The sequence below is a fragment of the Variovorax sp. RA8 genome (assembly GCF_901827175.1).
Lineage (GTDB): Bacteria > Pseudomonadota > Gammaproteobacteria > Burkholderiales > Burkholderiaceae_C > Variovorax.
The window spans coordinates 2,709,691-2,732,286 of record NZ_LR594662.1 but is presented as its reverse complement, the minus strand read 5'-3'; the positions used below and the strand labels follow the sequence as shown (position 1 = coordinate 2,732,286).

Annotated in this window: 19 protein-coding genes; 13 read left to right on the top strand and 6 right to left on the bottom strand. The window is 69.3% G+C overall.

The features are described 5' to 3' along the window. Positions 1-15 precede the first annotated feature (15 nt). The gene (gene msrA / locus E5P3_RS12850; RefSeq protein WP_162586334.1) at positions 16-570 is read right to left on the bottom strand and encodes a peptide-methionine (S)-S-oxide reductase MsrA; all 555 of its coding nucleotides are present in this window, start codon (positions 568-570) and stop codon (positions 16-18) included. A 101-nt stretch (positions 571-671) separates the two neighbouring features. On the opposite strand from msrA, the gene E5P3_RS12845 reads away from it, so the two are divergent. The 6 genes from E5P3_RS12845 to E5P3_RS12820 are packed head-to-tail and all read left to right on the top strand — an operon-like array spanning position 672 to position 8,374. After that, complete coding sequence (locus E5P3_RS12845) at positions 672-1,349, top strand: TetR/AcrR family transcriptional regulator (RefSeq protein ID WP_162586333.1); 678 nt, start codon at positions 672-674, stop codon at positions 1,347-1,349. Further along, on the top strand, positions 1,346-2,497 hold the full coding sequence (locus E5P3_RS12840) for an efflux RND transporter periplasmic adaptor subunit (protein ID WP_162586332.1): 1,152 nt from the start codon (positions 1,346-1,348) through the stop codon (positions 2,495-2,497). The genes E5P3_RS12845 and E5P3_RS12840 overlap by 4 nt, the downstream gene beginning before the upstream one ends. 4 nt (positions 2,498-2,501) lie before the next feature. Beyond that, on the top strand, positions 2,502-5,741 hold the full coding sequence (locus tag E5P3_RS12835) for an efflux RND transporter permease subunit (RefSeq protein ID WP_162586331.1): 3,240 nt from the start codon (positions 2,502-2,504) through the stop codon (positions 5,739-5,741). Between the two features lie 51 nt (positions 5,742-5,792). Next, the gene (locus E5P3_RS12830) at positions 5,793-6,476 is read left to right on the top strand and encodes a protein-L-isoaspartate O-methyltransferase family protein (protein WP_162589666.1); all 684 of its coding nucleotides are present in this window, start codon (positions 5,793-5,795) and stop codon (positions 6,474-6,476) included. Then, positions 6,476-6,814: a rhodanese-like domain-containing protein gene (locus tag E5P3_RS12825; protein ID WP_162586330.1), complete on the top strand. Its 339-nt coding sequence runs from the start codon at positions 6,476-6,478 to the stop codon at positions 6,812-6,814. The genes E5P3_RS12830 and E5P3_RS12825 overlap by 1 nt, the downstream gene beginning before the upstream one ends. A gap of 36 nt (positions 6,815-6,850) precedes the next feature. Further along, on the top strand, positions 6,851-8,374 hold the full coding sequence (locus E5P3_RS12820; protein WP_162586329.1) for a TolC family outer membrane protein: 1,524 nt from the start codon (positions 6,851-6,853) through the stop codon (positions 8,372-8,374). Here E5P3_RS12820 and E5P3_RS12815 read toward each other — a convergent pair. Further along, positions 8,364-9,227 (bottom strand): hypothetical protein, encoded by an 864-nt coding sequence (locus E5P3_RS12815; protein ID WP_162586328.1) that lies wholly within the window; start codon positions 9,225-9,227, stop codon positions 8,364-8,366. The two genes, E5P3_RS12820 and E5P3_RS12815, sit on opposite strands and share 11 nt — an antisense overlap. A gap of 12 nt (positions 9,228-9,239) precedes the next feature. After that, positions 9,240-9,710, bottom strand: a complete 471-nt coding sequence (locus tag E5P3_RS12810) for a hypothetical protein (RefSeq protein ID WP_162586327.1) — start codon at positions 9,708-9,710, stop codon at positions 9,240-9,242. A 224-nt stretch (positions 9,711-9,934) separates the two neighbouring features. Between E5P3_RS12810 and E5P3_RS12805 the strand changes: the two genes are divergently transcribed. After that, positions 9,935-13,087: a galactose oxidase-like domain-containing protein gene (locus E5P3_RS12805; RefSeq protein WP_162586326.1), complete on the top strand. Its 3,153-nt coding sequence runs from the start codon at positions 9,935-9,937 to the stop codon at positions 13,085-13,087. Between the two features lie 6 nt (positions 13,088-13,093). Here E5P3_RS12805 and E5P3_RS12800 read toward each other — a convergent pair whose 3' ends face one another. Next, entirely contained in the window at positions 13,094-14,458 is a 1,365-nt protein-coding gene (locus E5P3_RS12800) for a 3-deoxy-D-manno-octulosonic acid transferase (protein ID WP_162589665.1), read from the bottom strand. Positions 14,459-14,480: 22 nt separating this feature from the next. Beyond that, the gene (locus E5P3_RS12795) at positions 14,481-15,863 is read right to left on the bottom strand and encodes a phosphomannomutase/phosphoglucomutase (RefSeq protein ID WP_162586325.1); all 1,383 of its coding nucleotides are present in this window, start codon (positions 15,861-15,863) and stop codon (positions 14,481-14,483) included. 113 nt (positions 15,864-15,976) lie between these two features. On the opposite strand from E5P3_RS12795, the gene E5P3_RS12790 reads away from it, so the two are divergent. The 3 genes from E5P3_RS12790 to E5P3_RS12780 all read left to right on the top strand — a co-directional run bounded on the left by E5P3_RS12790 (position 15,977) and on the right by E5P3_RS12780 (position 19,088). Next, positions 15,977-17,524: a DNA-3-methyladenine glycosylase 2 family protein gene (locus E5P3_RS12790; RefSeq protein WP_162586324.1), complete on the top strand. Its 1,548-nt coding sequence runs from the start codon at positions 15,977-15,979 to the stop codon at positions 17,522-17,524. Positions 17,525-17,559: 35 nt separating this feature from the next. Further along, the gene (locus tag E5P3_RS12785) at positions 17,560-18,057 is read left to right on the top strand and encodes a methylated-DNA--[protein]-cysteine S-methyltransferase (RefSeq protein ID WP_162586323.1); all 498 of its coding nucleotides are present in this window, start codon (positions 17,560-17,562) and stop codon (positions 18,055-18,057) included. A gap of 95 nt (positions 18,058-18,152) precedes the next feature. After that, on the top strand, positions 18,153-19,088 hold the full coding sequence (locus tag E5P3_RS12780; protein ID WP_269474004.1) for a DMT family transporter: 936 nt from the start codon (positions 18,153-18,155) through the stop codon (positions 19,086-19,088). A 56-nt stretch (positions 19,089-19,144) separates the two neighbouring features. Here the strand turns inward: E5P3_RS12780 and E5P3_RS12775 are convergent, their stop codons facing one another. After that, the gene (locus E5P3_RS12775) at positions 19,145-19,792 is read right to left on the bottom strand and encodes a DUF1345 domain-containing protein (RefSeq protein WP_162586322.1); all 648 of its coding nucleotides are present in this window, start codon (positions 19,790-19,792) and stop codon (positions 19,145-19,147) included. A gap of 43 nt (positions 19,793-19,835) precedes the next feature. Between E5P3_RS12775 and E5P3_RS12770 the strand changes: the two genes are divergently transcribed. From E5P3_RS12770 to cueR, 3 genes are all read left to right on the top strand, one after another. Beyond that, complete coding sequence (locus E5P3_RS12770; protein WP_162589663.1) at positions 19,836-20,567, top strand: c-type cytochrome; 732 nt, start codon at positions 19,836-19,838, stop codon at positions 20,565-20,567. A gap of 4 nt (positions 20,568-20,571) precedes the next feature. Next, positions 20,572-21,846 (top strand): c-type cytochrome, encoded by a 1,275-nt coding sequence (locus E5P3_RS12765; protein ID WP_162586321.1) that lies wholly within the window; start codon positions 20,572-20,574, stop codon positions 21,844-21,846. A 251-nt stretch (positions 21,847-22,097) separates the two neighbouring features. After that, positions 22,098-22,517, top strand: coding sequence for a Cu(I)-responsive transcriptional regulator (gene cueR / locus E5P3_RS12760; RefSeq protein WP_162586320.1), 420 nt, complete (start codon positions 22,098-22,100; stop codon positions 22,515-22,517). Positions 22,518-22,596 lie beyond the last annotated feature (79 nt).

Here is a 22,596-nt window from a genome sequence, read left to right as displayed (position 1 = left end):
AGGCGGAATGCCGGATCAGGCCTTCTTGAGCCTTGACGCGAAGGTCTTCTGGAACTTCTCGACCTTGGGCCCGACCACGAAGGCGCAGTAGCCCTGGTTCGGGTTGTTCAGGAAATAGTCCTGGTGGTAGGCCTCGGCCGCCGAGTAGTTGGCCAGCGGCTCGACCTCGGTCACCACCGGCGAACGATAGGTCTTGCTCGCCTCGATTTCGCGGATCACTTCTTCGGCCACCTGCTTCTGCGCCTCGTCGCCGTAGTAGATGCCGCTGCGGTACTGCGTGCCCACGTCGTTGCCCTGGCGGTTCAGCGTGGTCGGGTCGTGCACCACGAAGAAGATCTCGAGGACCTCGCGCAGCGTGATCTGCGCTGGATCGAAGACCAGCTTCACCACCTCGGCATGGCCGGTGCGGCCGGTGCAGACCTGCTCGTAGCTGGGGTTGACGGTCTCGCCGTTGCTGTAGCCCGACTCGACGTCCAGCACGCCCTGTACGCGGTCGAACACCGCCTCGGTGCACCAGAAGCAGCCGCCGCCCAGCACGATGGTCTCGGTGTTCGTTGATGGCGTGGGCATGGACTCTCCGTGGGCTCGAGTGGCAGAACCCCGCATTGTGGCGGCTTGACGGGCCCGGACGCCCTCACTACATTACTAACCCGTCAGTCATTAAAAATCCGATGCCCGCCTCCCGCTTCATCAGCGACAAGTTCTTCCCCGAACGCGCCAAGCGCGAGCGCCGCAAGGAGGCGCGTCCCGGAGAGCTGCTGGAGGCGGCGCTGGATCTCTTCGTCGACAAGGGCTTCGCCGCCACCCGTGCGGAAGAAGTTGCGGCGCGCGCCGGGGTCTCCAAGGGCACCCTCTTCCTCTACTTCCCGAGCAAGGAAGAGCTGTTCAAGGCGGTGGTGATCGAGAACCTGGCCGGCCGCTTCACGGAGTGGAACGCCGAATTCGAGGTCTTCGAGGGCAGCACCTCCGACATGCTGCGCTACTGCATGCGCGTCTGGTGGGAGCGGGTGGGGTCCACCAAGGCCTCCGGCCTGACCAAGCTGATGCTGAGCGAAGGCCGCAACTTCCCCGACTTGGCCGAGTTCTACCGCCAGGAGGTGGTGCGGCCCGGGCACGCGCTCCTCCGGCGCATCATCCGCCGCGGCATCGACAGCGGCGAGTTCGCGCCGGTCGACGTGGACCATGCGATCTACGCCGTGATCGCGCCGATGATCTTCCTCATGCTGTGGAAGCACTCGGCCATGATCTGCGTCGACGGCGAGTCCGAGATCGACCCCGAGAAGTACCTCGCGATCCAGGCCGAGACCGTGCTGCACGGCCTCAGCATGCCGCCGAAGGCGGGGCCATGAAACGCCGGTGGAAATGGGCCGCCGCGGCGCTGGCCCTGGTGCTTCTCGCCGCGGGCGTGCTGCGCGCGCTCGAGGCGCGCCGTGCGCAGCAGGCTGCCGCCTCCGCGGGGGCGCCGGTCGAGACCGTCGTGCAGCTGGCCCCCGCCGACGCGGTGCGCGCGACCAGGCGCGAGTTGGCGCAGACGCTGGCGGTCTCGGGCACGCTCAGGGCGGTCGATTCGGCCCTGGTCAAGGCGCGCGTGCCCGGCGAGCTGGTGGGCCTCGCGGTGCGCGAGGGCGACACGGTGAAGGCCGGCCAGGTGATCGCCCGCATCGAGCCCACCGAATACCGCTCGCGCGTGCGCCAGGCCCAGGAACAGGCCGAGAGCGCACGCGCCCAGGCCGAGGTCGCGCAGCGCACGTACGACAACAACAAGGCGCTGGTGGAGCAGGGTTTCATCTCGCGCACCGCGCTCGACACCTCCCAGTCCAACCTCAATGCCGCGCGCTCCACGCACCGCGCCGCGCTCGCGGCGGTGGAGATGGCGCACAAGTCGCTCAGCGACACCGTGCTCACGAGCCCTCTCAGCGGCCAGGTAGCGCAGCGCCTGGCGCAGAACGGCGAGCGCGTCTCGGTCGACGCCCGGGTGATCGAAGTGGTGGACCTGAGCCGCATCGAGCTCGAGGCCACGGTGTCCGCGGCCGACTCGGTCGCGGTGCGGGTGGGCCAGCGCGCGGCGCTGCAGATCGAAGGCAGCGGCGGGATCGGCCCCGCCGGTGCCGAGCGCAGCGTGGGCGCGAGCGTGGTGCGCGTGAACCCGAGTGCGCAGGCCGGAAGCCGCAGCGTGCTGGTCTACCTGCGGCTGGATCGCAGCGAGGGCTTCCGCCAGGGCCTGTTCGCGCAGGGCACTCTCGACATCGGGCGCACGGAAGGGCTCGCGCTGCCGCTGTCGGCGGTGCGCATCGACAAGCCCGCGCCCTATGTGCAGATGGTGATCGAGGGCCGCATCGCGCATCGCCAGATCAAGACCGGCGCGCGCGGCCAGGTCGGCGGCCAGACGCTGGTCGCGGTCCAGGGCATCGACGACGGCGCGGTCGTGGTGGCCGGCAGCGTCGGCCCGCTGCGCGAGGGCACGGCCGTGCGCCTGGCACCGGCCACGGCGCCCTGACACCATGTGGTTCACCCGCGTCAGCCTGAAGAACCCGGTCTTCGCGACCATGCTGATGCTGGCGCTGGTGGTGCTGGGCATCTTCTCGTACCAGCGGCTGCAGGTCGACCAGTTCCCCAACATCGACTTCCCGGTGGTGGTGGTGATCACCGAATACCCCGGCGCCTCGCCCGAGATCGTGGAGAGCGAGGTGACCAAGAAGGTGGAGGAAGGCGTCAACTCCATCGCGGGCATCAACGCCCTGACCTCGCGCAGCTACGAGGGCCAGTCGGTCGTGATCATCGAGTTCCAGCTCTACGTGGATGGGCGCAAGGCAGCCGACGACGTGCGCGAGAAGGTGGCGGCCGTGCGCCCACTGTTCCGCGACGAAGTCAAGGAGCCGCGCGTGCTGCGCTTCGACCCGGCCTCGCGGCCGGTGTGGTCGGTCGCGGTGCTGCCGGACGGTGGAAAGGGCACGCAGCCGAGCGCGGTGGAGCTCACCAACTGGGCCGACCAGGTCCTGAAGAAGCGCCTGGAGAACGTGCGCGGCGTCGGCTCCGTCACGCTGGTAGGCGGCACCAAGCGCGAGATCAACATCTACCTGAATCCCCAGGCCATGGAGGCCTTCGGCATCAGCGCGCAGCAGGTGGTGGAGGCGGTGCGCGGCGAGAACCAGGCGCTGCCGGTGGGCGCGGTGCGCTCGCTGGAGCAGGAGCGAGTGGTGCAGATCGACGCGCGCATGGAACGGCCCGAGGACTTCGGCCGCATCATCCTCGCGCGCAAGGGCGGCGCGCCGATCCGCATCGACCAGGTGGCGCGGGTGAGCGACGGCGCGCAGGAGATCGACAGCCTCGCGCTCTACAACGGCCAGCGCACGCTGCTGCTGTCGGTGCAGAAGGCGCAGGACGAGAACACCATCCAGGTGGTGGACGGCCTGCGCAAGGCGCTGGCGGACATCCAGCCGCAGCTGCCGCCGGGCGTGAAGCTGGAGCCCATCAGCGATGCCTCGCGGCCGATCCGCGTGGCCGTGGACAACGTGCGCAAGACGCTGCTCGAGGGAGCCCTGCTCACGGTGTTGATCGTCTTTCTGTTCCTCAACTCGTGGCGCTCGACCGTGATCACCGGCCTGACGCTGCCGATCGCGCTGATCGGCACCTTCTGGTTCATGGCAATGTTCGGCTTCACCATCAACATGGTGACGCTGATGGCGCTGTCGCTGTGCGTGGGCCTGCTGATCGACGACGCGATCGTGGTGCGCGAGAACATCGTGCGCCACGTGCAGATGGGCAAGGCGCCCTACGCCGCTGCGCTGGACGGCACCCAGGAGATCGGGCTGGCGGTGCTGGCGACCACGCTGTCCATCGTCGCGGTGTTCCTGCCGATCGGCTTCATGGAAGGCATCATCGGCAAGTTCTTCCACGAGTTCGGCATCACCATCGTGGCGGCCGTGCTGATCTCGATGTTCGTGAGCTTCACGCTGGACCCGATGCTGTCGAGCGTGTGGCACGACCCGTCCATCCACACGCATGGGCAGCAGGCGCAGCGCAAGGCCGGCCTCTACGACCGGACCATCGGCCGCGTCACGGGCTGGTTCGACCGCGCGACCGATCGCCTGGGCGAGGGCTACCAGTCCATCCTGCGGTGGTCGCTCGCGCACAGGCTCGCGACGGTCTTCTCGGCCATCGGCATCTTCGTCCTCAGCGTGACGATGGTCCCGCTGCTGGGCACCGAGTTCGTGCCCAAGGCCGACTATTCGGAAACCGCCATCAACTTCCACACCCCGGTCGGCTCCTCGCTCGAGGTGACCGAGGCCAAGGCCCGGCAGGTCGAAGGCGTCCTGCGCGAGATGCCCGAGGTGCGCTACACGCTCAGCACCATCAACACCGGCGACGCGCAGGGCAAGATCTACGCGAGCATCTACGTGCGCCTGGTCGACCGCAAGGACCGCAGCCGCAGCGTGGACCAGATGTCCACGGTGCTGCGCGAACGCCTGCGCACCGTCCCCGGCATCACGGTCACCCATGTGGGCTTGCGCGACTCGGTGGGCGGCAACAAGCAGATCGAGTTCTCGCTGCAGGGCCCCGACCTGCAGGAGCTGGAGCGGCTCACGCAGCGGGTGATGGAGGCCATCCGCCCGATCCCCGGCCTGGTCGACCTCGACTCGAGCCAGAAGCCCAACAAGCCGACCGTGAGCGTGGTGCTGCGGCGCGACGCTGCGTCCGACCTGGGCCTGGGCGTGGCGCCGATCGCCGCCGCCCTGCGCACGCTGGTGGCCGGCACCACGGTGGGCAACTGGCGCGCGCCCGACGACCAGACCTACGACGTCAACGTGCGGCTCGCACCCGAGGTACGCAACTCGCCGGCCGACCTGGCGCGACTGCCCTTCGTCAGCACGGCCATGGGCGCCAACGCCGACGGCTCCAGCCGAATCGTGCGCCTGCAGCAGGTGGCCGAGGTGCGCGAGACCACCGGGCCCAACCAGATCAACCGGCGCGCGCTGGCGCGGGAGGTCAGCATCAACGCCAACGTCGCCCACCGCTCGGCCGGGGAGGTCTCGGCCGACATCCGCACGGCGCTGGCGGCAATCGCCTTCCCGCCGGGCTACGGCTGGCAGTTCAGCGGCTCGACCAAGAACATGCAGGAGTCCTTCGGCTATGCGGTGTCGGCACTGGCGCTGGCGATCATCTTCATCTACATGATCCTGGCCAGCCAGTTCAAGAGCTTCCTGCAGCCGCTGGCGCTGATGACCGCGCTGCCGCTGACGCTCATCGGCGTGGTGCTGGCGCTGATGCTCTTCGGCTCCACGTTGTCGATGTTCTCGATCATCGGCATCGTGATGCTGATGGGCCTGGTGACCAAGAACGCGATCCTGCTGGTGGACTTCGCGATCCGCGCGCGCGAACCGGTGCTCGCCGCCGACGGCAGCACCACGCCGGGCCTGCCTCGCGCCGAGGCCCTGCTGCTGGCCGCCCGCGTGCGGCTCCGCCCAATCCTGATGACCACGCTGGCCATGATCTTCGGCATGGTGCCGCTGGCCTTCGCGCTCAGCGAAGGCTCGGAGCAGCGCGCGCCCATGGGCCAGGCCGTGATCGGCGGCGTGATCACGTCCTCGCTGCTGACGCTGGTGGTGGTGCCAGTCGTCTATTGCTACATGGACGACCTCGCCATGTGGACCAGGCGCATCTGGCGCGGCGAGAAGAAGCCGGCGCAGCGCGCCGACACGGACGCGACAACGCCGGCCCCTAGAATTGAAAGTTTGTCCTGAATCGACCCCCAACATCCAGATAGGCACGAGGAACACCCCATGAACGCGCCCATGAATGCCACCCACGACCTGGAGCGCCTGCGCTTCAACATGATCGAACAGCAGATCCGCCCCTGGGATGTGCTGGACCACGAGATCCTCGATCTGCTCGCGCAGATCCGGCGTGAGGACTACGTGCCCAAGGCCCATCGCAGCCTCGCGTTCTTCGACATGGAGCTCCCGCTCGAAGGCGCCACCCACAAGGAGCCCGGGCAGTGCATGCTTTCGCCGAAGGTCGAGGCCCGCATGCTGCAGGACCTGCACATCAAGAAGCACGAGACGGTGCTCGAGATCGGCAGCGGCTCCGGCTTCATGGCCGCGCTGCTCGCACACCGCGCGGCGCAGGTGCTGACGCTGGAGATCGATCCCGGCCTTGCCGCGGTGGCGGCCGAGAACCTGCGCCGCAATGGCGTGAGCAACGTCGAAGTTCGCAACGCCGACGGCTCGGTGCCGCTGGCCAGCGGCCCGACCTTCGACGTGATCGTGCTCAGCGGCTCGGTCGCTCGCCTGCCCCAGGGCCTGATGGGCTCGCTCAAGATGGGCGGCCGCCTGGCCGCAATCGTGGGCGACGAGCCGATGATGCGCGCCCACTTCGTCACCCGCGTGGGCGAAGGCAAGTGGGACATCACCCAGCCGTGGGACACGATCGTGCCGCGCCTGCTCAACTTCCCGGCGCCCTCGCGCTTCGTCTTCTGATGGTCGACCAAGTCCCCCCCGCCCGGCTGGCCGACTGGTTCGCCCTCGATGCGGCCGCGGCACCGGTGCTGCTGGACGTGCGCGAGCCCTGGGAGCGCCAGACCGCGAGCGTTGTGCCGCAGGGCTTCACGCTGGTCGCCATTCCGATGAACGAGATTCCGGCGCGCCTCTCGGAGCTCGACCCCGGCCAGCGCATCGCCTGCCTGTGCCACCACGGCGCGCGCAGCCAGCGCGTGGCCGCCTTCCTCGCCCAGAACGGCTTCGCCGAGGTGGCGAACGTCGCCGGCGGCATCGACGCCTGGTCGATCCAGCACGACCCCTCCGTTCCACGCTACTGAGACGCCTCGCTTCCCCCTGCTGATCAAGGACTCTTCATGCCCGTGCTCCGGCTTCTTCCCTTCACGGCGGCCCTCGCCGCCGCGATCGCATTGCCGGCACACGGCCAGAGCCTGATCGAGCTCTATGAATCCGCTCGCGGGTACGACGCGACCTACCAGGCCGCCCGCGCGCAGTACGACGCCAACCTGGCGCGCGCCGCCCAGGCCAAGGCCGGCATCCTGCCGAGCGTGGGGCTGTCCGCCGGCGCCTCGCGGACCGAGCTCGACGTGCATACGCCCGCCGGCGACGCCTCGCGCGGTTTCAACACGCAGAGCGCGGGCATCAACGCCATCCAGCCGCTCTACAGGCCCGCGAACTGGGCCACCTACGAGCAGGGCAAGCGCCAGGTGGAGATCGCCCAGGCGGTGCTCACAATCGCCGATCAGGATCTCGTGGTGCGCGTGAGCCAAGCCTATTTCGACGTGCTTTCCGCGCAGGACACGCTGTCGCTGGTTCGCGCGCAGAAAGTCGCGGTGGCCGAGCAGCTGGCGGCCGCCAAGCGCAACTTCGAGGTCGGCACCTCGACCATCACCGACACGCGCGAGGCGCAGGCGCGCTTCGACCTGGTGGTGTCGCAGGAGATCGCGGCCGAGAACGACCTCCAGGTCAAAAAGATCGCGCTCGACCAGCTGGTCGGCCGCCCCGGCAGCGTGCCGGTGCCGCTGGCCGCGCCGGTTCAACTGCCCGAGGTGGCGCCCGCCGACATGAACGCCTGGGTGGCGCAGGCCGAGGACGTGCATCCTTCCATCCGCCAGGCGCGCCTCGGCCTGGACGTGGCATCGCTCGAGGTGCAGAAGGCGCAGGCCGGCCACAAGCCCACCATCGATGCCAGCCTGGGCTACAACGTCAACAACAATCCGCAGGGCACCAGCACCACCACGACCCGGTCGCGCATCAATGCCGCAACCATCGGCGTCACCTTCAGCATGCCGCTGTTCGCAGGCTACGCGATCGAGAACCGCGTGAAGGAAACGCTGGCCCTGGAGGATCAGTCGCGCTCGGTGCTCGAATCCACGCGCCGCAGCGTGACCCAGGCCACCCGCGCCGCCTACCTGGGCCTGGTCTCCGGCGCCGGCCAGGTGAAGGCGCTCGAAGCCGCGGAAGCCTCCAGCCAGAGCGCGCTCGATGCCAACCGCCTGGGCTACCAGGTGGGCGTGCGCATCAACATCGACGTGCTCAACTCGCAGAGCCAGCTCTACCAGACCAAACGCGACCTCGCCGTGGCGCGCTACAACGTGCTCCTGGGTAACCTGAGGCTGCGCCAGGCGAACGGCACGCTGACGCCGGATGACCTGCGTGCGATCAACGGCACGCTGGCGACCGATGGCCGCCCGGCCGTCGACATGACTGTGACGCCGCCGCAGCCGCCAGCCTCGGAGCCGGCCACCAGGGGGCGGCCACCGGGCGCACCCGTCCTCATTCCGCCGGTCCCGCCTGTCCAGACGCCTCCTTTCGCGCCGACGGCGCCGACGATGCCCTCGCCGCCTCCGCCGCCGGTGATCCTGCCGCCTACACGCTGAGCACTTCCAAGCGACTCACGTCGCCGAAAGCGATTTCTTCCGGCGTGCCGTCCGCATTCACGGCGCTGAACGACAAGCCCTTCTGGTCAATCGTCCGAGGGGTGAAGATCTTGGGCTCTTGCGGGGACGCCTTCAAGGAGACTTTGACGCGCGCCGGCTTTTCCCGTCCAAGTGCGTTCCAGACTTCGTAGCGATGCCCAATTTCCTTGTTCGGAAGTTTCACCCAGTCGAAGGGATCCGAGGTCTTCGACGGTTCAACTGGCTTCAGCGAAACCGTTGCGCCGGGCGGTTCGGAAGCCGGAGCCGAAGATGCCGGGACCGGAGCCGGTGCAGTCGCGTTGGCGGCCTGCGGCACCGGTTTGATGGGAGGTGCTGCGGGAGCGGCAGGCGCATTGGCCGGTTCCAGTCGCCTTGGCGTGTGCGCAGGCATCGGCCTCGGACGAGCGCCCCGGGCGTGCGCGGACGCCTGCGTGCAGACATAGTCGAAGTACAGCATCGAAACCGTCGTGGCCCGGTACGTCGTCGTCTGCGCGAAGAGCATGGCGCCGGCCGGAAGCTCTCGGGTGCGCTCGAAAAGCGCACGAACAGGGTCTTTTGTCTGGGGCCGAGCCTGGGAACAGGCCGAGAAGCGATAGCTCGCACGGATTGAGACTTGCATCGTCACCGTCGCCCTGTACGCGACGAAACCGGCGATGAAGCCTGCGTTGTAGCCTGGATTGTGCGGCGCCGGAAGGCGCGAGCCCAACATGAAGCCGGCATATACGGCGGTTCGCGTTTGCGTCACTGACACGGACGCAGAGACGGACGACACGGACAGGGTTGAGCTGGCTCGAGATTGCAGTTGAGTGATCATGATGCCTCCTCCTCAGGCCAGCGCCGAATCGACCATTTGCGCTCTGGGCTCGAACATCGGAGGGGTCCCCAGGTGCCGAACGGCCGAGCAGGTAGCAAGGTGGCCCTTCATGACATTGAGAACGCGCTCGCCATTGGGAGCCCCTTCCTCGAGCTGAACATGCATGCGCAGTGCCGCACGGCTCGTGCCGGGGATGAGCACGTAGGTGCCGGACTGCGCGGCCAGGTGCGAATTGGCCTCGAGAAGCTGGCGAAGCATTTCCAGTTCGGCGTCGGCTGGAATTTCACCTAGTTCCGCCAGCACACTGAGTGTCTGGCCTTCGTCTTCCGTATGGTCCTGAAAATAAAAGCGCGTCCCGTCGGCTTCGACGCTGGCGGTCTTGAGCATCTCGGAGGGCTCGAGGCCGATCGAATCGGCGAGCTCGTGCAGGGCCTGTAAATAGAGCGAGGCGACAGGGTTCTCCCTGGGCGATGTCGTTGGCATGTAGCGTTCCTTTAACTGTGATGAAGTGCAATGCCATCGGTCAGTAACCGGACCCGCCTGCCAGTTCCAAACGGAGACCATCTTGCGCCGTGCCGACATGGTCGCCAGGACGCTGCCTTCCGCGAGCTCGCGCAGGGGCGTAGGAAAGCACCGCGTTTCCGGAAAACGTTACGTTTGCGAGGATATAACTACAAAGTATTCACACCTTACGAACCTGATCACCGATGTCTTCGCAGCGCTCCACCTCTTGCTTTCGCCTCACCCTGGTCGCGGTCTCGGTGGCGGCCTTGATAGCGGGATGCGGCGGAGGCAGCAGTGGCGGTACAGCCTCCGCCCTGTCGGCAACATCTGGCGCGGCGCCGGAGGGGAGCAGCAGCGGCGGCCAGACCGGCCCGAGCGGCAGCGACGCGGCCGCCAAGCCCGGCAAGCCCCGGCGCGCCGTACGCACCCTGCTCGACATCGAGCGCGAACGCGCGCGCGAGCGCGACGTGCCTGCGCCGATCGACCGGGGCGACGGCCCCAGGAGAAAGACGTCGGATCTGCAGGCGGGCACTTCTGCTGGGCCGGGGGTGCTGGGCCAGTGGTCTTCCGCCAGCAGCTGGCCGATCAATGCCATCCACGCCATCCTGACCCCGGACGGCAAGATCATGAGCTACGGCACCGACCCCGACGGCAAGCAGGGCGCGCAGCTCTACTACGACGTCTGGAACCCCGCCACCAACGCGCACAGCCTGCTGCAGCATTCCACCCGCACCGACCTCTTCTGCAACGCGCAGGTGATGCTGCCGACCACCGGCCAGGTGCTGCTCGCGGGGGGCGACACACGAGGCCTCAACGACGGCACGCCGGTGAACCTCGGCGTGCGCGACACCAACCTGTTCGACCCGCTGCTGCTGGAACTGAAGGCCTCCGGCACGCCCATGCAATACGCGCGATGGTACGGCTCGCTGTTCCCGCTGGCGGACGGCCGGGTGTTGACCGCGGCCGGCATCGACGAAACCGCCGCCGGCGCCGGGCCGCCGGAGCTCTACACGCCCGGGTCGGGCTGGAGGACGCTGTCCAAGATCGCCAACTGGCCCGCGGACTGGTACTACCCGCGGGGCTTCCTGGCGCCTAACGGCAAGGTTGTGATCGCAAGCGGCAGCACCCTCCACAGCCTCGACGTGGAGGCCGAGACGATGGACACCATCGGCACACTGCCAAGGAACACCGACTGGATGCTGCCCTGGGCTCTCTTCGACCGGGGCCGCATGATGATGGTCGACGACGAAGGCGGCGCGATGGTGGTCGACGTCAACGGCGCCGCGCCGGTCATCACGCAGATCGCCGGGCCCGGCACCAACCGCGTCTGGAGCACCGCGACCGTGCTGGCAGACGGCAAGGTGGCCGTCACCGGCGGCTCGTCTGAGGACAACGTGCTGGTCGATACCGCCTTCTCCACCCTCATCTGGGACCCGAAAACCAACGGCTGGACCACCGGTGCCTCGGCCGCCAAGCCGCGCCTCTATCACTCGTCGGCGATCCTTCTTCCGGATGCGACGGTGCTCTCGGTGGGCGGCGGCTCGCCGGGCCCGGTTGTCAACCTCAACGCCGAGATCTACTCGCCGCCTTACCTCTTCGACAGCAACGGCCAGAAGCAGGCGCGGCCGCTGATCAACTCGGCGCCAGCCAAGGTGGACCTCGGCGCGACCTTCGGCATCACGGTGGCGTCGGGCCGTGCGATCCAGCGCGTGACGCTGGTCCGCACCGGCTCGGTCACGCATTCGACCAATTTCGAGCAGCGCTTCCTGGAGCTGCCCTTCACGCAGGCTGCAGGCAGTTCCAACGTCAGCATCACGCTGAACGAAGGGCCGAACACAGTGCCAATCGGCTACTACATGCTCTTCGTCATCGACAGCGCGGGCGTGCCCTCGGTGGCCAAGATCATGAAGGTCGATGCCAGTTGGGCCAAGGCGGTCGACCAAGGCAAGAGTTTCACGCTGCCGGCCGCCACCACGGTGCGCTACGGCACGGGCAGCCGCTGGGTGCAGAAGACCGCAACCGGCACCGTGGCATGCACCAACGAATTCTTCGGCGCCAATCCGGCACCGGGCGTGGCGAAGGCATGCGAGGTGCTGACGCCGCAGGCCGCGGGCGTGGTGCCCGGCAACCAGCCGGCTTCCGGTGACAAGCTGGTTGCCAACGAGGGCGGCGGCTTCAGCATGGCCAGCCCGGCCCTGGTGAGCTTCGGTGCGGACACGCGCTGGACCAGCAAAACCGTCTCTGGCAGCGCGAGCTGCACCAGTACGTTCTTCGGCGTCGATCCGGCACCGATGACCGCGAAGTCCTGCTTCGCGAGCGCGGCGCCCTCCCCTGCACCTGCACCTGCACCTGCACCTGCGCCTGCACCTGCGCCTGCGCCTGCGCCTGCGCCTGCGCCTGCGCCTGCGCCTGCGCCTGCACCTGCGCCTGCACCCGCACCTGCGCCTGCACCGGCCCCCGCGACATACATCACTCTCGCAAAGGAAGGCGAGACCTTCACGGTTCCGACAGAGACGCTGGTTCGCTACGGCGCAGACACGCGCTGGGTGACACGGACGGTGAGCGGAAGCGGGAGCTGCACCAATGCCTTCTTCGGGACGGACCCGGCGCCCTTCACGGCCAAGTCGTGCATGACTCCGGCGCCCGCTCCGGCTCCGGCTCCGGCTCCAGCTCCGGCCCCGGCTCCAGCTCCAGCTCCGGCTCCGGCTCCAGCTCCGGCTCCGGCTCCAGCTCCAGCCCCGGCTCCGGCTCCAGCCCCGGCTCCGGCTCCGGCTCCAGCTCCAGCTCCAGCTCCAGCCCCGGCTCCGGCCCCGGCTCCAGCTCCAGCTCCAGCCCCGGCTCCGGCCCCGGCTCCAGCTCCAGCTCCAGCCCCGGCTCCAGCTCCAGCTCCAGCTCCAGCTCCAGCTCCAGCTCCAGCTCCAGCTCCAGCTCCAGCTCCAGCTCCAGCTCCAGCTCCAGCTCCAGCTCCAGCTCCAGCTCCAGCTCCAGCTCCAGCTCCAGCTCCAGCTCCAGCTCCAGCTCCAGCCCCGGCTCCAGCTCCAGCTCCAGCTCCAGCCCCGGCTCCAGCTCCAGCCCCGGCTCCAGCCCCGGCTCCAGCTCCAGCCCCGGCTCCAGCTCCAGCTCCAGCTCCAGCTCCAGCCCCGGCTCCAGCTCCAGCTCCAGCCCCAGCGCCAGCACCCGGCACCGTGCTCGCCCCGGAGGGCGGCAGCTTCACGGTCTCAAGCTCCACTGTGGTCAAGTACGGGGCCGACACGCGCTGGATCACCAAGACCGTCACTGGCACGGTGAGTTGCACAAATGCCTACTTCGGCGGCGACCCGGCGCCCTTCACGGTGAAGTCCTGCGTGGCAGGCTGAGCCGCGTTACTCCAGACTCGGCTCGGCCCGCTCTTCTTGCGGGGCGCGCCGTTCCGGCGCCGCCTCCGCGATCGCCAGCAACGCGGCGGCCGTGCGCTGCGCCGCGCCGCGGTTGGCATTGGCGAAGGCCTGCGCCGCCTCGGCCATCGCCTCGCGGCGATCCTGCTGTTCGACCAGCTTGAGCGCCGCCGTGACCGCATGCTCCATGTCGTTCACACGCAGCGACGCGCCGGCCGCAAGCGAAAGCTCCGCGGCCTCCGCGAAGTTGTAGGTGGAGGGCCCCATGATCACCGGGCAGCCGCAGGCCGCCGCCTCGATCAGGTTCTGCCCGCCCAGCGCCTCGAAGCTGCCACCCAGCAGCGCCACGTCGGCCAAGCCGTAGTAGAGCGCCATCTCGCCCAGCGAATCGCCGAGCCAGATCTCCGACTCGGCCGGCGCACCGGCCGCGCTGCGCCGCGCGACTGCGAAGCCGCGCGCCTCGATCAGCGCGGCGACCTCGTCGAAGCGCTGGGGGTGGCGCGGCACGATCATCCACTGCACCTCGTGCACCCGCCTGGCGATGGACTGCACCGCGTCCTGCGCCGGTGGCACCGGCGACAGCGCGCCGAAGCGCGCGAGCACATCAAGCAGCTGCGCCTCCTCGCCGTCGCGCGAACTGGCGAGCATGACGACCGGCCGCGGCAGCTGGCCGCGCAGCCGCGCCGCGGTTGCGAGCTGGCGTGCATCGGGCGTGGCGTCGAACTTGAGGTTGCCGTACACGCCCTCGACCTTGGCGCCCAGCGAGACAAGGCGGTGCGAATCCGCCTCGGTCTGCGCCCAGACGGCGGCCAGCGAGGAGTATGCGGGACGCGCGAGCCACCCGAGGCGCTCGGCCGAAGCGAGCGAGTTCTCATTCAAGCGCGCATTGGCCAGCACCAGCGGAATGCCGCGCTCGGCGCAGGCCGCCGTGAGCTCGGGCCAGACCTCTGTCTCCATCAGCACGCCGATGCGCGGTTGGAAGCGGTCCAGGAAGCTGGCCACGGCGGCCGGTGCGTCCCAGGGCTGCCAGACCTGCAGGTCCCCTTCTTCCAGCAGCTTGGCGCCCTCCTCGCGGCCGGTGGCGGTACCGTGGGTGAGCAGGATCGGGATGCCCGGGTACTGGCGCCGCAGCTCGGCGATCAGGATGCCGGCGGCGCGCGCCTCGCCCAGCGATACCGCATGGACCCAGCACCAGCCGGTGCCGGCCGCGGCCTCGTCATACCGGCCGAAACGTTCCTCGACCGCATGGGCGTAACCGGGCTCGGCCACGGCGCGCCGGCGCAGCTTGCGCCGCACGAGCGGCTGCGCGAGGGTGGTGAAGACGCCGTAGAGGCGCAGCAGCAGCGAACGCACGCTCAACAAAAGGAATCCGGGTTCAGTGCGCGGCTTCGGCCAGCGTCGCGTCGGGCTTCACGCCCTTGAGCAGCGCGAGGAAGTCGTGCTGGATGCGATCGAGCGCTGCCTGCGTCTGCCCTTCGAAGCGCATCACCAGCACCGGCGTGGTGTTGGAGGCGCGGATCAGGCCGAAGCCGTCGGGCCAGTCCACGCGCAGGCCATCGATGGTCGACACCTTGGCCGGCGCATCGAACTTCGCCGTCTTCACGAGTTGCTCCACCAGCCCGTGCGGCTCGCCCTCGGCGCATTTCACGTTGAGCTCGGGCGTCGAGAAGCTGGTGGGCAGCGCGTTGAGCGTGTCGCTCGCGTTGGGCGTCTTGCTGAGGATCTCCAGCAGCCGGCAGCCGGCGTAGGTGCCGTCGTCGAAGCCGAACCAGCGTTCCTTGAAGAAGATGTGGCCGCTCATCTCTCCGCCGAGCGGGGAATCGATTTCCTTCATCTTCGCCTTGATCAGCGAGTGGCCGGTCTTGAAGATCATCGGCTTGCCGCCCGCGGCCTCGATCGCGGGCGCCAGGCGCTGCGTGCATTTCACGTCGTAGACGATGGTGCCGCCCGGCACGCGCGACAGCACGTCCTGCGCGAACAGCATCATCTGGCGGTCGGGGAAGATGTTCTGGCCGTCCTTGGTGACGATGCCAAGGCGGTCGCCGTCGCCGTCGAAGGCCAGGCCGAGCTCGGCATCGCCTGTGGCCAGCGCCGCGATCAGGTCCTTCAGGTTCTCGGGCTTGCTCGGGTCGGGATGGTGGTTGGGGAAATTGCCATCCACCTCGCTGTAGAGCTCGGTCACCTCGCATCCGATGGCGCGCAGGATGGCGGGCGCCGATGCACCCGCGATGCCGTTGCCGGAATCGACCACGATCTTGATGGGCCGCGCGAGCTTGATGTCCTCGACGATGCGCTTCGTGTAGGCCTCGGTGACATCCGCCTTGCGCACGCTGCCGCCGGGCGCCAGCTTTGCGCTGTCGGCTTCCATCACGCGGCGCAGGCCCTGGATCTCGTCGCCGTAGATGGCGCGGCCGGCCAGCACCATCTTGAAGCCGTTGTAGTCCTTGGGGTTGTGGCTGCCGGTTACCTGGATGCCGCTGCTGGCGAGTGTGTGGGCCGCGAAATACAGCATCGGCGTCGTGACCGCGCCGACGTCGATCACCTCGATGCCCGTGGCCACCAGCCCGCGGATCAGCGCCTCCGCCAGCGCCGGGCCCGACAGGCGCCCATCGCGCCCGACCGCCACCGCCTTCTCGCCGGCCGCGCGCGCCGCGCTGCCGAAGGCCTTGCCGAGCGCCTCGGCAACCTCCGCGTCGAGCGTGGTGGGCACGACGCCGCGAATGTCATAGGCCTTGAAGATCGATGCGCTGAGCTGCATGGGCTTCCCTTCGGATGAGTTCGAAAAATGAGGACCATTGTAGGCATGCGCTCCTGCTGCCAGATGTCCGGAAATGGCTACTCCTGCGCATCGCGCTCCGTATCATCCAAGGCATGGCTCCTTCGACCGCCTCCCCCGCCGCAGCACTCGAGAGCGACGTTTGCTACCTGGCCATGAAGGCCCACGACGCGCGCTTCGACGGCTCCTTCTTCACCGGCGTGACCTCCACCGGCGTGTACTGCCGGCCGGTCTGCCGCGTCAAGCTGCCGCGGCGCGAGAACTGCCGCTTCTTCCAGCATGCGGCCCAGGCCGAGGCTGCGGGCTTCCGCCCCTGCCTGCGCTGCCGGCCCGAGCTGGCGCCGCGGGCCGCGAGCTGGTCCACGGAGGACGCATCGCGCATCCTCGCCCTGCAGGCCGCGCGCCTGATCGACGAGCCCGATGCCTGGGCCGAGGACGGCCCCGGCGCCGCCAGCATCGCCGCGCGCCTGGGCGTGAGCGACCGCCACCTGCGCCGCATCTTCGAGGCGCAGTTCGGCGTCTCGCCGCTGCAGTACCTGCAGACGCGCCGCCTGCTGGCGGCCAAGCAACTGATCGCCGACACGCGGCTGCCGATGACGCAGGTGGCGCTGGCCAGCGGCTTCGCCAGCGTGCGCCGATTCAACGCAGCCTTCGTCTCGCACTACGGCCTCAACCCCAGCGCGCTGCGGCGGGCCGGTGCCGCGGCTGGCGAACGCGGCGGCGGCTCGGTCGGCGTGCGCCTGGGCTACCGGCCGCCCTACGACGCTGCCGCAATGCTGGGCTTCTTCGCGCGCCGCGCGCTGGGCGGCGTCGAGGCCATCGACGACGTGGGCGGAACGCCACGGCTGGCCCGCACGCTGCGCGTCGCGCAGGGCGAGCGCGTGCATGCCGGCTGGCTGCAGCTGCGCTTCGACGGCGAGCGCGGGCATCTGCTGCTGCAGGTCGGCGATTCGCTGGCCGCGGTGCTGCCGACGGTGATCAGCCGGGTGCGCGCGATGCTCGACCTGGACGCCGACCCGATGGCGATCAACCTCGCGCTGCACGCCAGCTTCCCGCAGGGCGACGGGCTGCGCGTGCCCGGCACGCTCGACGGCTTCGAGCTCGCGGTGCGCGCCGTGCTGGGCCAGCAGATCACCGTCGCCGCCGCCCGCACGCTGGGCACGCGGCTGGTGCAGGCGCTGGGCGAGCCCATCGCCACGCCGGTCGCGGGACTGGACCGGTTGTTCCCGACCCCCGCGGCCCTCGCAGCCGCGAGTGGCGATGCGCTCGGCCGGCTGGGCATCGTGCGGCAGCGGCAGTCCGCCCTGATCGCGCTCGCGACGCAAGTGCTGGAAGGCCGGCTCGCCCTGCATGCCGGCGCCGACGTGCCGGGCACCCTCGCCGCCCTGCAACAGTTGCCCGGCATCGGCGACTGGACCGCGCAGTACATCGCCATGCGCGCGCTGCGCTGGCCCGATGCCTTCCCGGCCGGCGACGTCGCGCTGCAGAAGGCACTGCGCGTGAGTTCCGCGCGCGCCGCGGCAGAGGCCTCGCAGGCCTGGCGGCCGTGGCGCAGCTACGCGGTGCTGCGCGCATGGCACAGTCCCTTGCCCGCCGGCGAATCCGCGGCCGCGCCGCCCGGCCACGAAAGCGTTGCCGCCTGAATGACTGAACGAGAGCAACATCGAGAGACGACATCATGAGATTCAAGAACACCACCCTCCACAGCTGCACGATCGAGACGCCGCTCGGCGCCGTCACGCTCGCCGCCACCGATGCGGGCCTGGCCGGCGCCTGGTTCGAGCAGCAACGCCACTGGCCCGACACGCGCGGCTGGCAGGACAACCCGGCGCATCCCGTGCTGCGCGAAGCCGGGGCCCAGCTCACCGACTACTTCGCCGGGCGCCGCCAGCACTTCGACCTGCCCCTCGATCTCTCGCACGGCACGGCCTTCCAGCAGTCGGTGTGGCAGGCGCTGCTGGCCGTTCCCGCGGGCCGCACCACCAGCTACGGGGCGATCAGCGCGGGCCTGGGCCATCCCGCCGCGGTGCGTGCGGTGGGCGCTGCGGTGGGCCGCAACCCCATCAGCGTGATCGTGCCCTGCCATCGCGTGCTGGGCACCAACGGTTCGCTGACCGGCTACGCCGGCGGGCTCGAACGCAAGAGCGCGCTGCTCGAACTGGAAGGTGCCTTGTGAGCGAAGGCGAGTGCACGGCCGCGAGCGCGGTGGCCAAGCCGGTTGCTCCTGTCGCTCCTGTTGCTCCTGTTGCTCCTGTTGCGCCCGTTGCGCCGATCACGCCTGCACGCCCGGCCGGCAAGCGCTGGCTGGTCGACCTCGTGTTGCTCGGCATGCTGTGGGGCGCGTCCTTCCTGTTCATGCGCATCGGAGCGGCGGAATTCGGTGCATTGCCGACGGCGGCGGTGCGGGTCACGATCGCCATGCTCTTCCTGCTGCCGCTGTTGTTCATGCACGGCCAATGGTCCAGCTTGAGGCAGTACTGGAAACCGGCGCTGGGCATGGGCGTGCTGAATTCCGGGCTGCCTTTTGCCTTCTTCTCTTTTGCGCTGCTCACCATCAACAGCGGGCTCGGTGCCGTCCTCAACGCCACGGTGCCGATGTTCGGCGCGCTGGTGGCCTGGGGCTTCTTCGGAGAACGGCCGGACCGCTCGCGCGCCCTGGGCCTGGTGATCGGCTTTGCCGGCGTCGCGATGCTGGCCGGCCGCAGCGCGGGCCTCCAGCCGGGCGCGGACGAGGCCGCTGCGCGCTGGGCCATCGGCGCCTGCCTCGCGGCCTGCATCTGCTACGCCTTCTCTGCCAGCCTGACGCGCAAGCACCTCACGGGCGTGCCGCCGCTCGCCACCGCGGCCGGCAGCCAGATCGGCGCCACGCTCGCCCTGGCACTGCCCGCCATCTGGCTGTGGCCGGCGCACATGCCGAGCCCCAAGGCCTGGCTCGCGCTGGTCGTTCTGGGCACCGCCTGCACAGGGCTCGCCTACATCCTGTTCTTCCGCCTGATCGCGCGCGCCGGCCCGGCACGTGCGCTGACCGTGACCTTCCTGGTGCCGGTGTTCGCGCTGTTCTACGGCGCAGTCTTCCTGGGCGAGGAGATCACGCAGTGGATGCTGGTGTGCGCGGTGGTGATCGTGTGCGGGGTGGCCTTGTCGACCGGTCTGGTGAAGCTGGGGCGGCGGCCGGTGGAGGCCGCACCGGCCTCGGGCAAGCCGTAGCGGCACAAGCCCTTGGGGCTGCGCGCGCTTCTCGCAAAGCAGCGGCAAGCAGTGGCCTAGATGGCGCCGGCCACCACATTGATCGACAAGGCCAGCACCAGCATGTTGAAGGCGAAGGACAGCACGCTGTGCACGAGCGTGATGCGGCGCATCTCGCGCGAGTGCACCTGCACGTCGGACACTTGCGAGCACATGCCGATCACGAAGGCGTAGTACAGGAAGTCGAAGTAGTCCGGGTCGAGCTTGCCCGGGAAGTCCAGCCCCGGTTCGCCCCCTGGCTCGGCCTGGTAGTACCGGTGCGCGTAGTGGAAGCCGTAGATCGTGTGGATCATCAGCCATGAGCCCGCGAGCGCCAGCAGCCCCAGCGCGATGTGGCCGATGCGTTCGGCACCGTCCATTTGCCCGACATGCTTGAGGAGCAGCGCAATCGTCACCACGCTGGCGCCGATGCCCGCCACCATCGCGGCGAGGATCAGCGCGCTGGGCTGGTCCAGCGACTGCGCGCGCGCCCGCGTGCCCTGAGCGTCCGAGGTCTCGGCCAGCCACCAGGCGGGCAGCAGATAGGCCGCCGCGCCGCAGCACCAGCCCAGGAGGCCACGGGCCACGCCGCCGAAGTGCCAAGGCAGCAGGCCGACGGCGACGCCCACCGCCGCGCCTAACAGCAGCCGCTGCCAGCCGATCATCCGCGTGAATCGCATGCCCATGCGAGGCACTTTAGCGTGCTGCGACAATCGTGCTCGCACCATGATGAAGATCCCACCCCCCTGGCGACGCCTGCTGCTCGCCGCCCTCGGCTTGACCTCGCTGATCACGCTGATCCCGCTGGCCCATGCCGCTTCTCCACCCGCGCGCGTGCCCGACACCATCGAGCAGCGCGTCGCCGCCTGCATCGCCTGCCATGGGCGCGAGGGCGCCAGCACCAACGCCGGCTACTTCCCGCGGCTGGCCGGCAAGCCCGAGGGCTATCTCTACAACCAGCTGCTGAGCTTCCGCGACGGGCGCCGCTTCAACAGCGACATGGTGCACATGGTGCGGCACCTCTCCGATGCGTACCTGCGCGAGATCGCGCAGTACTTCGCCGAGCTCGATCTGCCCTATCCCGCCGTGTCCGCGCGCAGCGACGCCTCGGCGCAGAGCCTCGCGCGCGGCAAGGCCCTGGCGTTCGAGGGCGATGCGGCGCGCGGCATCCCGGCCTGCGCGCAATGCCATGGCCAGGCGCTGACAGGCGTTGCGCCGGCCATCCCCTCGCTACTGGGCCTGCCGCGCCTGTACCTCGCCTCGCAGCTCGGCGACTGGCTCAACAACGGCCGCCATGCGTTGCCGCCCGACTGCATGGCGGAAGTCGGACGCAAGCTGAACGCGGAAGACATCAACGCCGTCGCGAGCTGGCTCGCCCTGCAGCCCGTGCCGGCCGACCCGAAGCCCGCGGCCGCGCCGCCCGGACCGCTGCCGATGCCGTGCAGTGCCATGGGGAGCTGACGCGATGCGACGTACCCTCTATGCCCTGCTCGCCCTCCTCGTGCTGCTGGCCCTCGCCGCACTCGGGCTCGTGGCCCTCAACCTGCGCGGCGAAGACCCGCTGCCCGCGACGCCGGCCGCCTTCGATCAGACGCCGGCCCAGGTCGAACGTGGCCGCTATCTCGCGCTGGCCGGCAACTGCGCCGGCTGCCACACTGCGCGCGGCGGCGCGCCCTATGCCGGCGGCGTCGGCATCGAGACGCCCTTCGGCACGGTCTTCGCCGGCAACCTCACGCCGCACGAAGAAGCCGGCATCGGCCGGTGGAGCGCCGCGCACTTCTGGCGCGCCCTGCACAACGGCCGCTCGATGGACGGGCGCCTGCTGTACCCCGCCTTCCCCTATCCGAGCTTCACGCGCGTGACGCGCGAGGATTCGGACGCGATCTACGCCTACCTGCGCACGGTACCGCCGGCCCCCACGCCCAACGGCGCCCACAAGCTGCGCTTTCCCTACGATACGCAGGCCGCGCTCGCCGTGTGGCGCGCCCTCTTCTTCTCGCCCGGCAGCTTCGTCGCCGATCCGGCCAGGCCGGCCGAGTGGAACCGCGGCGCCTACCTGGTCGAGGGCCTGGGCCATTGCATCGCGTGCCATGGCACCCGCAACGTGCTGGGCGCCACCGAAGAGAAGCTGGGCCTCTCCGGCGGGCTGATCCCGGTCGAGAACTGGTATGCGCCTTCGCTCAATTCGAAGCGCGAGGCCGGCGTCGCGGACTGGGACAGGCAGCACGTGGTTGCGCTGCTCAAGAACGGCACCTCGCCGCCCGGCTCCGTCATGGGCCCGATGGCCGACGTGGTCTACCGCAGCACCCAGCACCTCGGCGAGGCGGACCTGCATGCGATGGCGGTGTTCCTCAAGCAGCTTCCCGAAGCCAAGGCGGCAGACGCTCCCACCTCCCCATCGCCGGTGCGCCGCGATGCCGGCGTGATGGCGCGCGGCGCGAAGATCTACGACCAGCAATGCGCCTATTGCCACGGCGACGCCGGCCAGGGTGCCGAAGGCGCCTATCCGGCGCTGGCGGGCAGCCGCGCGGTCAACATGGACTCGACCGTCAACCTGGTGCAGGTGCTGCGCCATGGGGGCTTCCTGCCCTCCACCGCCGGCAACCCGCGGCCCTACGGCATGCCGCCCTTCGGCCATGTGCTCGACGACAACGGCATCGCCGCTGTGCTCAGTTACATCCGCGGCTCATGGGGCAACGACGCGCCGCCGGTCACCCGCGGCCAGATCATGCGCCCCTGAGAAGGTGCGAACGCACCCGCCATGCCCGCTCATCCTGCCCAAGCGCACCCACTCTGCGTTGCAAATGCTCGCCGTAGCACGGGCTACGGCTGCGCTTTGCGTCTTGATTGGGCGCGCCTGGGCAGCCTGCTCGGGCACGCCGGATTCGTTCACACCTTCTGAAACCACGCGCCGGGCTTGACCTTCCCATCATGGTAGGGTCGATGCTTCGCCCTTGCCTTCGACAGTGTGGAGGCGAAAAGGAAAGCGCAATGAACCAGGCCCTCCTCGGCAGGGAACCCTTCAACATCGGCGAGGCGGCGGCACGCTCCGGCGTCTCGGCCAAGATGGTGCGGCATTACGAGTCGCTGGGGCTGCTGCCCCGCATCAGCCGCACCGACGCGGGCTACCGGCAGTACAACGACAAGGACGTGCACACGCTGCGCTTCATCCGCCGCGCGCGCGACCTGGGCTTCAGCATGGCCGAGATCGCCGAACTGCTGAAGCTGTGGCAGAACAAGCGCCGCGCGAGCGCCGACGTGAAGCGCATCGCCCTGGCCCATGCGGCGGACCTGCACCGCCGCATCGAGGAAATGGCGGGCATGAAGCGCACACTGGAGCGCCTGGCCGATTGCTGCCATGGCGACCAGCGCCCCGATTGCCCGATCCTGGACGAACTGGCCGAGCACTGAACGTGCAAGGCCGCAAAGCCGGAAAGGCCTTGACCTTCCCATGATGGGAGGGTCGACAGTGGACCTTTCCCAAGAAATC